The following is a 13,033-nucleotide window of genomic DNA, read 5'->3' as shown; positions in this document are numbered from 1 at the left end:
TTGAGAAAGATCGTGATTTGAGAACGACATACCGCTTTTTGCGTGCCCATGTCCTGCAGCGGCTGATTCCGCGGTCGCGAATTGCCTTCAATCCGCGCAAGCCGGTGGAGATCGTCGGTTATCTCTCGATGGCCGCCGGCGTCGGCGAATCGGCCAGGCTCTGCGCCGACGCGCTCTCCGAGGCGGGGCGGGCGATTTCGCTCTCCGACGTCAGCACGCATCCGGATGAGAAATCCGTTGCCGGCTGGGCGCCGCCGCGTCTTTCCACCAAGCCGGCGGGGAGCCGGATCTGGCATCTCAATCCGCCGATGCTGCCGCGCGCCATTTCGAAAAAGGGTGTCGCGAATTTCACCCGCGCCTTCAACATCGGCTATTTCGCCTGGGAACTGGAACTCGTCCCGGCGGAATGGCGCAATGGGTTGCGTTACATGAATGCGATCCTCGTTCCGTCGGAATTCACCCGGCGGGCGATTGCGCCGCTGACCAACGCGCCTGTCATCGTGGTTCCGCATCCTGTCACCGAAAAGCCGGCGAGCGAAGGCATGCGCAAGAAGTTCGGCATCGAGAAGGACGCCTTTCTCGTCAGCTTCATCTTCAGCGCCGGCTCCTCGATCAACCGGAAGAATCCACAGGCCGTCATCGAGGCCTTCAGAATATTCAGCGCCGAATGTCCGAGCGCCTTCCTGTTGATGAAAGCCAACGGCAATGTGAGCAAGGATGGAGGCCTGCGCAAACTGGTCGCTTCGGTCGCGGGCGATAGCCGGATCAGGATCGTCACCGACTATCTGTCGAGTGCCGAGGTCAACGGCCTCATCCGCTCTTCCGATGCCTATCTTTCGCTGCATCGCTCGGAAGGTTTCGGACTGACGGTTGCCGAGGCGATCATGCAGCGCACACCCGTCATTTCCACGGGCTGGTCGGGCACAGTGGATTTCTGCGACCCCGAGAATAGCTGGCTCGTTGCTTCTCCTCTCATTCCCGTCGTCGATACCCATCCCGAATTTGCCGGGCTGCCGGGTGCGGTCTGGGCGAACCCGTCTCCAGAGGTCGCCGCCGCGCACCTCAGCGATATCTTCCGTGCACCCGAGCGTGCGCGAGAGAAGGCCGGGAGGGCGCGGGAGTTCCTGCTGCGCTACCTCGCCGAGCACAATTACGAAAAGGCGTTTCAGACGTTGGCGGCGATGCAGGCGAGCTAAGATGAGGTCGCCACTCCGCTTTATTTTAACATTTTCACATTAGAGATGGCGGGTAGCCGGCTGTAAGCCGATCCTGGCGGATGGACAGATGTCGAAGGGTATTATCGCAAATTCGGTGATGAACGCGGCAGCGGGAATGCTGCTCTTGCTGACGGGTTTCGTCTCGTCGATTGTAACTGCGCGTCTCCTCGGGCCGGAAGCCAACGGCATCGTCGCCTTTTCGCTGTGGCTGGTGGTCACGGGCGCGTCGATTGCCGAACTCGGCTCCAGCATCACGCTATTGAAGACCCTGCCGCAGCTTGCTGCGGAAGGCTACGACGCGCGCCGCCGGCGCGGTTTTGCCGCGATCCTCGTCAGCTTCATGATGTTTTCGACCGTCGTGCTGCTGGCGCTCTACGCGCTGTTTTTCCTGAGCTCGGAAGAGATGCACTGGGCGGAAACCGCGCCCTCCGTCGCCCTGGTCACGGGCGTTCTGTTTTTCATCCAGGCGATCGGATCCTTCGTCAAATTCTACCTGATCGGCGAAAAGAAGCTCGGCGCCTTCTTCAAGCTGACGCTCGCCGTCTCGGTCATACAGCTTGCCGGCGTCGCCGGCGGCGCCCTCCTTTATGGCGTCGAAGGCGTTCTCGTCGGTTATGCGCTGGGGCAACTCGTGCTGTTCGTCGCCACGCTGCCGATCCTTCTTGCCCGGCGCGACTGGTGCGGGGTCTCGCTGAAATATCTCGCCTCCTCCTCCGTCATCCTGTCTATCCAGTTCATCATCGATTCGATCTTTCTCAACCGCCTCGAGTTGCTCTTCCTGCAACAGTTCTGGTCGGTGGAAATGGTCGGCTACTATGCCGTCGGCCTGTCGATCGCCAATATCGCCCTTCAACTGCCTATCCAGATGACCGGCAGCCTGTTGCCCTATTATTCCGAGCGCCGGCACAGCAGCGATGATGCGACGTTGCCGGTCGAGGTCTTCGCCGCCGTCACCCGCAGCATGGCCTATATCGTGCTGCCGATGAGCCTCGGTCTAGCCGCGATCTCCAGCGAACTGGTGTACGTGGTGTTCGGTGAAGCCTTCCGCCGCAGCGGCACGGTGGTCGCATTGCTTGCGTTGGTCGCGCCCGCCTACACTTTCATGCAGATCCTCAGCCTCTATCTCCTGTCGATGGACAAGGCTCGCTCCCGCCTGAACATCAGTGTGATAGGTGGCCTCCTCATGGTAGTGGGTTGTTTACTGATCGTACCTAGGCTTGCAGCCGAGGGAGCCGCACTCGTGCGCATTCTCGTGTTCGTTGCAATGTCGGTGATGATGATCAGACAGACAGGATTCGGATCCCAGCTCTCAGGTCTCTACGCAAGTCTGACGAAGGTGACGCTCGCTTCCGTGCTGTGCGCCTGCGCGGCGATTTCCTCTCTGGAATTCGTCCATGGGCCGATCGGTCTCGTTTCGGCGATCATCGCCGGCACATTCGCCCATTTCGCCGCACTCCGGGTGCTGCGCGCAGTCCCCGCCGAGGATGTCGAGGTCATGCGCTCGATGGTCGAAAAGATGCCGTCGGCGCTGCAGCGACCGGCCAATCATGTTATCGGCTTCATCGCGCCACGGCGTCCCGGAGATCCCGATCGCGCCAAGGTCGCGCCAGGCGAGCTCTCGCTGGAACCGGCCGAAGGTGCGGGCCGGCGTGCTGCGCTGCCCGTCGTCTTCGACGGCACGATAGGGCTGTTCATGCCTGAAAAGCCGCAGGTGAAAAAGCGTTCGGCCGCCGTGCTTTTCGTCAGCCCCTGGGGTTTTGAAGAAATGTGCAGCCGCAAGTTTTTCCGCGTCGCGGCCGAGCATTTCTCGGATATCGGCGTGCCGACCCTGCGCTTCGACTATCGCGGCACTGGCGATGCGCTCGATTTCGGTGCGCTGCCGGCAAGGCTTGAAACCTGGGAAAATTCGATCCGTGCGGCTGCCGCCGAGCTGAAGTCTCTCTCCGGCTGCGACCGTATCATCCTCGTCGCCCAGGGCCTCGGCGCGACCCTTGCCCAGCGCATCGGCTCCTCGATCGATGGCATCGACAACCTCGTCATGCTGGCGCCGGTGCTGAGCGGCCGGGCCTATCTGCGTGAACTCAACATGTGGTCCAAGATCATCGATGCCGATCTCGGCCTCGGCAAGGAGCATGTGCAGACCGCAAAGGTGCAGATCGCCGGCCTCGTCATGCCCGACGAGATCGCCGCCGAACTCGGCAAGCTCAACATCGCCTCGCCGCAGGGGCTTGCAGCGTCCCGCTACCTCATTCTCGAACGTCCTGTCAGGGCCGAGGAAACCGGCTTTTCCGATGCGCTGAAGGCGCTCGGCGCCGAGGTCGAGCAGAAGGCCTTCGAAGGTTACGACGAACTCGTTACCAATCCGCTCTTTGCCAAGACGCCGATGGCCGTCGTGGAATTCTTGACGAAATGGCTGGAGACGGCGACGACGGAGACTTCCGCCGCTCATTCGCCGGCGACGATCGAGAGCTCGCCGCTTTCAGGCGATGGTTTTGCGGAAACGCCGGTTCGCTTCGGAAGCCATGACCACTTGGTCGGCGTCGTCAGCCGGCCGCTCGGGGAAGTCAAGGGCAATGCCGTGCTCTTCCTGTCGACGGCCTACGACCGCCATGCCGGGTGGGGACGGACGACGGTTGATATGGCGCGCGAGCTTGCGCGCCGGGGCGTCGTTTCTCTGCGCTTCGATTCAGCCAATGTCGGGGACAGTCCGCCGCGGCCGGATGCGCCGGAACAGGTGCTTTATTCCAGCACGCAGACCGCGGATGCGGTCGCCGCGCTCGATCTGCTCGAAAGCGTCGTCGCGGGTCCCGTCATGGTGGCCGGCCGATGCAGCGGCGGTTATCTCGCCTTCCGCGCCGGCGTCGCCGACGAGCGGCTGAAGGCCGTCGTCTCGATCAATCCCTTCGTCTACTACTGGGATCCGAAGATACCGGTGCGCAAGGAGCATGTCGTCGCGGTGCCCCGCAGCCTCGACGATTACGGGCAGCGCCTGGCGCGGCTCGATACGCTGAAAAGGCTCATCAGCGGCCAGGTGGATGTGGTGTCGGCGCTGCAGAATATCGTCATCGCCGGCGGCCGGCGACTATCGCCCTTCATCGCGCCGTTGCTCGAGCTGCTTCCGGACCGCCGTCAAATCGCCCGCGAGGTCCGGCATTCCTTCGCGCTGTTCGGCAAACGCAAGGTGCCGCTGACGCTGATCTACAGCGAGGGCGACGTCGGTCTCGATCATGTCTACTTCCACTTCGGCCCGCGCGGCGCCAAGCTTTCCCGCTATCCGAACGTGCGCCTCCTGATGCTGCCGGATGCCGACCACAATCTGACGCCGCCGCAATCGCGCAAATTCGTGCTCGACGAGATCATCCGTCTCGCGAGAGCGTGAGCAGCTTTTTCAGGCGGGTGGGATCAGAGACTTTCGGCGGCGGCGATATCAAGCGATCTGTAGAGATCGATATAGCGCCCTGCGACGATATCCCAGGAATAGCCGCGGGCGGCGTCGAGAAGCTCCGCACGAACGGCGTCCGGTTGACGTGCAAGGCCGTCATATGCTGATTCCGTTGCAGCGGCAGCGGCTTCGGGATTGTTGAAGTCGGCGAGCCCGATGACGGGATGGCGGCCGGCAAGCGTCTGAAATGCATCGTTGGCGTTCAGCACCGGCAAGAGGCCGGCGCTCATAGCCTCCAGCGCCACCAGCCCGAAACCTTCATATTCCGAGGCGGAGGCGAAGAGCGAGGCCTCGGCGATGATGCGGCGGATGGTATCGTTGTCAGGCGACACGTGCAGGGTAACGCGGCCGGTCAAGCTCCGGTTTTCGATCTCGCTTTCGACATCCGTCCGGTTGAGGTCTGATTCGGCGCCGACGATGTCGAGATGCCATTCCGGGTCGCGCGTCTTCAACACGGCCATCGCATCGAGCAGGTGGTCGAGCCGTTTGTTCACCGAGAAACGGCCGATCGTGACGACACGGCGTTTTGCGCGGCGCGAAGCGGTATTGGCGAACTTGCCGATATCGGCGCCGTTTTCGATCAGGACGCTTTCGGGCACGATCTCGGAAAACTGCTTGAGGTCGGAGGCGCTGCAGCAGACGACGCGCCGGTAGGCCATCGCCGAGGCGCGGGTCAGCGTGCGGAACCAGATCTTCTTGATCGCGGCGAATTTCCTGGTGTGAAAGAAGCCGCCATGGGTGGTGACGATCATCGGCTTGCCGTGCAGCAGCCGGCCCCAGGCGAGCGCGTCGAAGAAGAAGTCGATGGCGTGGACATGCAGCAGATCGGCATCGCCGAGATGGCGGAAAACCTGAGGGGCGAAGGGATAACGGCTGCTGCCCGACCAGGGAATCCGTACCACCTCGATGCCGTCGATATTTTCGCGAGGCGGCAGCTTGTCCTCAGGCGCGGTGAAAAGCGAATCGAGCGTGACGACGCGCACACGATAGCCGCGGCGCACGGTCTGGCGGCCGAGATTGGCGACCACGTCTTCCAAACCGCCGCGATTGGGCAGGAACTGGCGCACGACGTGAACGATCAGCGGCGCCGCTTCCGACTGCGGCTTGTCGCGCACTCTGTCTGCCTCGACGATCACCATTTTCCACCTATCGCTGCGTAGGCCGCCCTTGTTGATGCGGAGACTCTTATAGCAGCGACCAGATATCCCTGGCGTTAAGGCGCGCTTTAAGCGACTTCCAGCGAGGGTTAATCTTCGCGAAAAGGTTAATCGTGTCTGACGGGCTCAGAACATCTCCGTTTTTCTACGAATCAGGAAAATGCTCTGTCTTTTTGTTTTCACGCAATTCCCGGCAAAAGCGCTTCGCGCTTTGCCTGGCAAAACCGCTGCACAGTTTTGCTGGAATTGCTTTAGAACGCCTTGAAAGTCAGCGTCGTCAGCGAGCGGACGATACCCGGGATATTGGCGATGTTGTCGTTGATGAACTTGCCGATATCCTGGCCTTCCTCGATGTAGACCTTCATGAGCAGGTCGTAGTCGCCGCTTGTGGAATAGAGCTCCGAGACCAGTTCGGTCTGGTAGATGGCGTCGGCGACCTCATAGGTCTTGCCGGGTGCGCATTGGAGCTGGACGAAGATCGGCTTCATGGGAATTTCCTGCGAACGTTTGGTTTGCTGATATAATGGTCGAAAGCGCCACGCCGATGCAAGCCGTTCGTCACGCAGTTGGGTTGGCCGCCGCTTCCGCGACGATCCAGTCGCGAAAGGCGGCGAGCGGCGCGTAGTCGGCGCGTTCGGGCGGAAAGGCGAGGTAATAACGCTCGCGGCTTTCCATTTCCCGATCGATGGCGGCGACGAGATCGCCGCGCCCGAGGTCTTCCTGCATCAGGAATGTCGGCAGCAGCGCGACGCCGAGCCCGGCGATCGCGGCTTGGGCGGCCGTGGCGAACTGGTCGAAGAGCATGCCGTGCACGCTTTCGAAGGCAACGCCGTTGCTGGCGAACCATTGCTCCCAGGCATCAGGGCGCGTCGTCAGGTGCAGAAGCGGAACAGTGAGCAGATCTTCCGGTTCCGAGATCGCGTATCGCTCGAGAAAATCGGGGCTGCAGGCCGGCACCGTGCGCTCCGACATGAGAAAAGCGAGTTCGGCGCCTGGCCAGTGCGGATGGCCGAAATGGATGGCGGCGTCGATCGAATCAAGGCGGAAATCGAAGGGCGAGAGCCGGGTTACGAGATTGATGGTGACACCGGGATTGGCGGCGAGGAAGCGGCCGAGGCGCGGTGCCAGCCAGCGGGTGCCGAAGGTCGGCAGGATGGCGAGATTGAGCGTTCCGCCATGCGGATTGGCGCGCAGGTTCAAGGAGGCGCTCGATATGCGCCGCAGCGCCTCGCGGATCTCGCGGGCATAGCTGTCGCCGGCGAGCGTCAGCCGCATGGTCTGGCGTTCGCGCAGGAAGAGTTCGACGCCCAGTTGTTCTTCCAGCGCGCTTACCTGCCGGCTGACGGCGCTCTGTGTCAGGTCGAGTTCGCGCGCCGCCGCGGTGACGCTGCCGGTGCGGGCAACCGCCTCGAAGGCGGCGAGATGCGAAATCGATGGCAAGAAGCGCCTTGACGTGCTCATGGTCATTCCGTTTCAGAATGAGCTATTTCCAAAATGTCGATATTTCCACCTTTGTGGTGCTTGTAAAGAGTTTCATCCTGCAAAAACGGAATGAGCCGGAGTTCCAGATGCCGCAAGCCCTCGTTTCCACCGATCACATCCGCTGGCTCTTTACTGAAGCAATGTCGCAGATGTACCGGGCGGAGGTGCCGCAATACGGCACGCTGATCGAGCTGGTGGCGGAGGTGAATGCCGGCTGCCTCGAAAAGGACCCAGAGCTGCGCGAGCGCCTGGCCAGCGCCGGCGAGCTGGAACGGATCGACGTCGAACGCCACGGCGCCATCCGGCTCGGCACGGCAGAGGAACTTTTCACCATCCGGCGGCTCTTCGCCGTGATGGGCATGCAGGCGGTCGGCTATTACGATCTGTCAGTCGCCGGCGTGCCCGTTCATTCCACCTGTTTCCGGCCGATCGATGAAGCGGCCCTCAACGTCAATCCGTTCCGGGTCTTCACCTCGCTGCTGCGGCTGGAGCTGATCGAGGATGAAGGGCTGCGTGCCGAGGCGCAAACCATTCTGGCAGCGCGCCACATCTATACGCCGCGCGCCATCGCGCTGATCGAGCGTCATGAGCAGAATGGCGGCCTGACGGAGGCGGAAGCGGCAGAATTCGTCGCCGAGGCGCTTGAAACCTTCCGCTGGCACGGCGAGGCGACGGTCAGCGCCGAAACCTACCAGCGCCTGCATGACGCGCATCGCCTGATCGCCGACGTCGTCAGCTTCAAGGGACCCCATATCAACCATCTGACGCCGCGCACGCTCGATATCGACGCGGTCCAGGCCCGCATGCCGGAACGCGGCATCACGCCGAAGGCGGTCATCGAAGGGCCGCCGCGCCGTAACTGCGATATCCTGCTGCGGCAGACGAGCTTCAAGGCGCTGGAAGAGGCGATCGCCTTCTCTGGTGAAGAGGGTGCGGCCAGAGGAACGCACACCGCCCGCTTCGGCGAGATCGAGCAGCGCGGCGTGGCGCTGACGGCGAAGGGGCGGGCGCTCTACGACCGGCTGCTGGCTTCGGCTCGCGGCGAGGTGCAGGTCGGCGCCGGCGGCGCCAAGGCCGGCGCCTACGACCAGGAACTCGCCGAGCGCTTCAAAGCGCTGCCGGACAACTGGGAAGAACTGCGCAGGCAGGAGCTTGCCTTCTTCCGCTACAGCGCGACGCCTGCGGGTCTTGCCGCCGCGGTCGGCGGCGTGCTGCCACGCGATCCGGAGGCGCTGATTGCCAGGGGCTATCTTGCCTTCGCGCCTCTTGTCTACGAAGATTTCCTGCCGGTCAGCGCGGCTGGCATCTTCCAGTCGAACCTCGGCACCGACCAGCAGCAGAACTATGCGACGCGCTCGAACCGCGATGCCTTCGAGGCAGCACTCGGCGCTGCCGTTGAGGACGAACTGGCGCTCTACGCCGAACGTCAGGCCGCCTCGTTGGATGCGGCGATCGAAGCGCTCGGTCTTGCGGGGCTGCAGCTGAAGACCGTTGCTTGAAATGATGCTTTCGTAAACGAGGTGCATTAGAGTACCCGCGATTTCGACTCCAATCGGACTGAGCCATGCTGAATGATCCGCGCTCCCACGGCCTCTGGGAAAAGACCGCAGCCGAACCGCCGGCAACCTCGCCCCTCAAAGGCGCGGTATCGGCCGACGTCGTCATCGTCGGCGGCGGTTACACTGGCCTGTCTGCCGGCCTGCATCTTGCCGAAGCCGGGTCGAAGGTGGTGCTGCTGGAGGCAAAGGAGATCGGCTTCGGCGGCTCGGGGCGCAATGTCGGCCTGATCAATGCCGGCATGTGGGTGATGCCAAACGACCTGCCCGGCGTGCTCGGCTCAGTGCATGGCGAGCGCCTGCTCGATTTGCTCGGCAATGCCCCGAAGCTCGTCATGGAGCTGATCGATAGGCATGCGATTGCATGCGAACTCGAGCGGAACGGCACGCTCCATTGTGCCGTCGGTCCCGACGGGCTGAAGGAGATCGAGCAGCGTGTGGCGCAATGGACGGCGCGCGGCGCGCCCGTGAGACTGCTCGACGCGGCGGAGACCGCCAAGCGCATCGGCAGCGATGCCTATGCCGGCTCGCTGCTCGACATGCGCGCCGGAACACTGCAGCCGCTTGCCTATGTGCGCGGCCTTGCTCATGCCGCCGTCAAGGCTGGCACTGCCATTCATACGTCGAGCCCCGTTACCGCGACGGAGCGCAACGGCAGCCGCTGGAGAGTGAAGACCGAAAGCGGTGAAGTCAGCGCCGACTGGATCATCGTTGCGACGGATGCCTACAGCACCGGCCCCTTCGAGCAGGTGCGCAACGAGCAGATCTATCTGCCCTATTTCAATTTCGCCACCGTGCCGCTCGGCCACAATCTGCGGCAGTCGATCCTGCCCGGGCGGGAGGGCGTATGGGATACGAAGGACATCCTCTCCTCCTTCCGCATGGACCAGGCCGGCCGTCTCGTTTTCGGCAGCGTCGGGGCGCTGCGCAATACCGGACTTGCCGTGCACAAGGGCTGGGCCAAGCGCGCGCTGAAGCGGCTTTTCCCCGTCATCGGCGATGTCGAATTCGAATGCGAATGGTATGGCCAGATCGGCATGACCGACAATGCGCTGCCGCGCTTCCATAAATTCGCGCAAAATGTCATCGGCTTTTCCGGTTACAATGGCCGCGGCATTGCACCCGGCACGGTCTTCGGCCGGACGCTGGCGGACCATATTCTCGGCCGGCTTTTGGAAGCCGATCTGCCGCTGCCGTTGACGGCGCCCACTGAGCCGAGCTTCCGGGCGCTCAAGGAAATATGGTACGAAGCCGGCGCTCAAGTCGCCCACTTCGCCGACGCCCGCTTCTGAGAACCGGTAAACGCTTCTGGGAAGCGAAACTCGCTTCTGGAATAATAAGATTGGAAACACGACAATGACCATCGCCGTCCTCGATCTCGCCACCGAAACCGCCAAGCTGCTTGCCGAGCTCGGCGTCGATGCCGGCCGCTATCACGGCGGCACACTTTCCGTCACTTCGCCTGTTACCGGCAAGGAAATCGGCAAACTCCGGGAACATTCCGTCTCCGAGACGAAGGCGGCGATCGAAGAGGCGCACAAGGCCTTCCTCGAATGGCGTTCCGTTCCGGCCCCGAAGCGCGGCGAACTGATCCGTCTGCTCGGCGAGGAATTACGCACCGCAAAGGCAGCACTCGGCCGCCTCGTCTCGATCGAAGTCGGCAAGATCACCTCCGAGGGACTCGGCGAGGTGCAGGAGATGATCGACATCTGCGATTTCGCCGTCGGCCTTTCCCGCCAGCTCTACGGCCTGACGATCGCCACCGAGCGCTCGGAGCACCGAATGATGGAAAGCTGGCATCCGCTCGGCGTGGTCGGCATCATTTCCGCCTTCAACTTCCCGGTCGCCGTCTGGTCCTGGAATGCGGCGCTCGCGATCGTCTGCGGCAATTCCACCGTCTGGAAGCCCTCGGAAAAGACACCGCTGACGGCGCTTGCCGTGCAGGCGCTGTTCGAGAAGGCGCTGAAGCGTTTCGTTGCCGAGGGCGGCACGGCGCCGGCCAATCTGTCGACGTTGATCATCGGCGGCCGCGATGTCGGCGAAGTGCTGGTCGACCATCCTAAGATCCCGCTCGTTTCCGCTACGGGCTCGACGGCCATGGGCCGCGCGGTCGGCCCGCGCCTGTCGCAGCGTTTTGCCCGCGCCATTCTCGAACTCGGCGGCAACAATGCCGCGATCGTCTGCCCGAGCGCCGATCTCGACCTGACGCTGCGCGGCGTCGCCTTCTCCGCCATGGGCACGGCCGGCCAGCGCTGCACGACGCTGCGCCGTCTCTTCGTGCATGAAAGCGTCTATGACCAGCTGGTGCCGCGCCTGCAGAAGGCCTACGGCTCCGTCACCATCGGCAACCCGCTCGAAACCGGCACGCTTGTGGGACCGCTGATCGACGGTCAGGCTTTCGAGAAGATGCAGGCGGCGCTCGGCGAGGCGAAAACGGCCGGCGGCACGGTGACAGGCGGCGAGCGCGTCGGCAATGGTTTGACGGATGCTTTCTACGTTCGCCCCGCGCTCGTCGAAATGCCTGATCAGACCGGTCCGGTCGAGCACGAGACCTTCGCGCCGATCCTTTATGTGATGAAATACAGCGATTTCAATGCGGTGCTCGCCTTGCACAATGCCGTGCCGCAGGGACTGTCGTCGTCGATCTTCACCAACGATATGCGTGAGGCTGAGACCTTCGTCTCGGCCCGCGGCTCGGATTGCGGCATCGCCAACGTCAACCTCGGTCCCTCGGGCGCCGAGATCGGCGGCGCCTTCGGCGGCGAGAAGGAGACGGGCGGCGGCCGTGAATCCGGATCTGATGCCTGGAAGGCCTATATGCGCCGCTCCACCAACACGATCAATTACGGCAGCACCCTGCCGCTCGCGCAGGGCGTCAAGTTCGACGTGGAATAGGCTGATGCGGCAGGGAAGGCGGCGCATGCGGAGCGCCGCCTTTCGGGCCGAATTGCATCTTATTCCCTTTTAATATGAAATATCTGGTCAAGTTATTGTGATGCCTTTTTTGTGAAGGCGAAACTTGAAATCGCTAGTCAAGAAAAATATACGCCTTCCATCACTCCCGGTGGAGCCCGGGTGACTCGTCATGGAGGCCGTTATGAATATTGCTCTTAATCGTTTTTCACACGTGCTTGCGCTTGCCGCTTCGCTTCTCTCCGCCACTGCTCTCGCAGGCAGCGCCAATGCGCAAGAGACCGAAGGCCTGGTCGTCTACAATGCCCAGCACGAAAGCCTGGGCCGGGAATGGATCGACGCCTTCACCAAGGAGACCGGCATCAAGGTCACCATGCGCCAGGGCGGCGACATGCAATTCGCCAACCAGCTCATCCAGGAAGGCGACGCTTCTCCGGCCGATGTGTTCCTGACCGAGAATTCGCCTGCCATGACGCTGGTCGATGGCGCGGGCCTCTTTGCACCGGTCGAAAAGGAAACGCTGGATCAGGTTCCGGAGCAGTATCGCCCGGCTGACGGCATGTGGACCGGCATTGCCGCCCGTACCACGGTTTTCGCCTATGACAAGACGAAGCTCACCGAGGACAAGCTGCCGAAGTCGATGCTCGACCTCCAGGACACGGCCTGGAAGGGCCGCTGGGGCGCGGCGCCCGCCGGCGCCGACTTCCAGGCCATCGTCGCGGCCCTGCTGCAGCTGAAGGGCGAAGACGCCACCAAGGCATGGCTGAAAGGCCTCAAGGACAACGCCACGCCCTACAAGGGCAACAGCGTTGCGATGAAGGCGGTCAACGCCGGCGAAGTCGAAGGCGCGATCATCTATCACTACTACTGGTTCGGCGATCAGGCCAAAACCGGCGAGAACAGCAAGAATGTCGGCCTGCATTACTTCAAGAACCAGGATCCGGGCGCCTTCGTCAGCGTTTCGGGTGGTGGCATCCTGAAGTCCACGCAGCATAAGAAGGAAGCCCAGGCTTTCCTGAAGTTCATCACCGGCAAGAAAGGCCAGGCGATTCTCAAGGACGGCACGTCCTATGAATATGCCATCGGCAAGGATGCACCCTCCAACGACAAGCTCACCCCGCTTGCCGATCTCAACGCACCGAAGGTCGAAGCATCGACCCTCGACAGCAAGAAGGTCGTGGAGCTGATGACGGCCGCGGGTCTCATTTAAGTTTTCCGCATGTCGTAGCCGCAAATCCGCTGCACACTTTTGCGCGACATGCTTTG

Annotated in this window: 9 protein-coding genes; 6 read left to right on the top strand and 3 right to left on the bottom strand. The window is 62.5% G+C overall.

Going from position 1 to position 13,033, the window contains the following annotated elements:
- Window positions 1-17: 17 nt before the first annotated feature.
- Window positions 18-1,196 carry a glycosyltransferase family 4 protein gene (locus NE852_RS21040; RefSeq protein ID WP_008528293.1) on the top strand — a complete coding sequence of 393 codons (1,179 nt, stop codon included), beginning with the start codon at window positions 18-20 and terminating at the stop codon, window positions 1,194-1,196.
- A gap of 88 nt (window positions 1,197-1,284) precedes the next feature.
- Entirely contained in the window at window positions 1,285-4,596 is a 3,312-nt protein-coding gene (locus NE852_RS21035) for an alpha/beta fold hydrolase (RefSeq protein ID WP_008528291.1), read from the top strand.
- A gap of 23 nt (window positions 4,597-4,619) precedes the next feature.
- Here the strand turns inward: NE852_RS21035 and NE852_RS21030 are convergent, their stop codons facing one another.
- The 3 genes from NE852_RS21030 to NE852_RS21020 all read right to left on the bottom strand — a co-directional run bounded on the left by NE852_RS21030 (window position 4,620) and on the right by NE852_RS21020 (window position 7,283).
- Window positions 4,620-5,798, bottom strand: coding sequence for a glycosyltransferase family 4 protein (locus NE852_RS21030; protein ID WP_037171869.1), 1,179 nt, complete (start codon window positions 5,796-5,798; stop codon window positions 4,620-4,622).
- A 269-nt stretch (window positions 5,799-6,067) separates the two neighbouring features.
- Window positions 6,068-6,304, bottom strand: a complete 237-nt coding sequence (locus tag NE852_RS21025) for an Lrp/AsnC ligand binding domain-containing protein (protein ID WP_008528286.1) — start codon at window positions 6,302-6,304, stop codon at window positions 6,068-6,070.
- A gap of 70 nt (window positions 6,305-6,374) precedes the next feature.
- Window positions 6,375-7,283, bottom strand: coding sequence for a LysR family transcriptional regulator (locus NE852_RS21020; protein ID WP_008528285.1), 909 nt, complete (start codon window positions 7,281-7,283; stop codon window positions 6,375-6,377).
- Between the two features lie 101 nt (window positions 7,284-7,384).
- On the opposite strand from NE852_RS21020, the gene NE852_RS21015 reads away from it, so the two are divergent.
- The 4 genes from NE852_RS21015 (at window position 7,385) to NE852_RS21000 (ending at window position 12,977) form a co-directional block, all read left to right on the top strand.
- A complete protein-coding gene (locus NE852_RS21015) occupies window positions 7,385-8,797 on the top strand; it encodes a VOC family protein (protein ID WP_037171872.1) in 1,413 nt (470 codons plus the stop codon).
- A 65-nt stretch (window positions 8,798-8,862) separates the two neighbouring features.
- The gene (locus NE852_RS21010; RefSeq protein WP_008528282.1) at window positions 8,863-10,146 is read left to right on the top strand and encodes an FAD-binding oxidoreductase; all 1,284 of its coding nucleotides are present in this window, start codon (window positions 8,863-8,865) and stop codon (window positions 10,144-10,146) included.
- Window positions 10,147-10,210: 64 nt separating this feature from the next.
- The gene (locus tag NE852_RS21005; protein WP_258156048.1) at window positions 10,211-11,749 is read left to right on the top strand and encodes an aldehyde dehydrogenase family protein; all 1,539 of its coding nucleotides are present in this window, start codon (window positions 10,211-10,213) and stop codon (window positions 11,747-11,749) included.
- A gap of 202 nt (window positions 11,750-11,951) precedes the next feature.
- Entirely contained in the window at window positions 11,952-12,977 is a 1,026-nt protein-coding gene (locus NE852_RS21000; protein WP_008528278.1) for an iron ABC transporter substrate-binding protein, read from the top strand.
- The last annotated feature ends 56 nt before the right edge of the window (window positions 12,978-13,033 follow it).

The organism is Rhizobium sp. Pop5 (assembly GCF_024721175.1).
GTDB lineage: Bacteria > Pseudomonadota > Alphaproteobacteria > Rhizobiales > Rhizobiaceae > Rhizobium.
The sequence above is the reverse complement of the archived record's forward strand: the minus strand, read 5'-3'. Positions and strand labels throughout refer to the sequence as shown.

Bases quoted from the DNA above. Each gene is read 5' to 3' on its own strand.
- NE852_RS21000 (WP_008528278.1), top strand. From the start codon at position 11,952: ATGAATATTGCTCTTAATCGTTTTTCACACGTGCTTGCGCTTGCCGCT.
- NE852_RS21010 (WP_008528282.1), top strand. From the start codon at position 8,863: ATGCTGAATGATCCGCGCTCCCACGGCCTCTGGGAAAAGACCGCAGCC.
- NE852_RS21005 (WP_258156048.1), top strand. From the start codon at position 10,211: ATGACCATCGCCGTCCTCGATCTCGCCACCGAAACCGCCAAGCTGCTT.
- NE852_RS21015 (WP_037171872.1), top strand. From the start codon at position 7,385: ATGCCGCAAGCCCTCGTTTCCACCGATCACATCCGCTGGCTCTTTACT.
- NE852_RS21030 (WP_037171869.1), bottom strand. From the start codon at position 5,798: ATGGTGATCGTCGAGGCAGACAGAGTGCGCGACAAGCCGCAGTCGGAA.
- NE852_RS21035 (WP_008528291.1), top strand. From the start codon at position 1,285: ATGTCGAAGGGTATTATCGCAAATTCGGTGATGAACGCGGCAGCGGGA.
- NE852_RS21025 (WP_008528286.1), bottom strand. From the start codon at position 6,304: ATGAAGCCGATCTTCGTCCAGCTCCAATGCGCACCCGGCAAGACCTAT.
- NE852_RS21020 (WP_008528285.1), bottom strand. From the start codon at position 7,283: ATGACCATGAGCACGTCAAGGCGCTTCTTGCCATCGATTTCGCATCTC.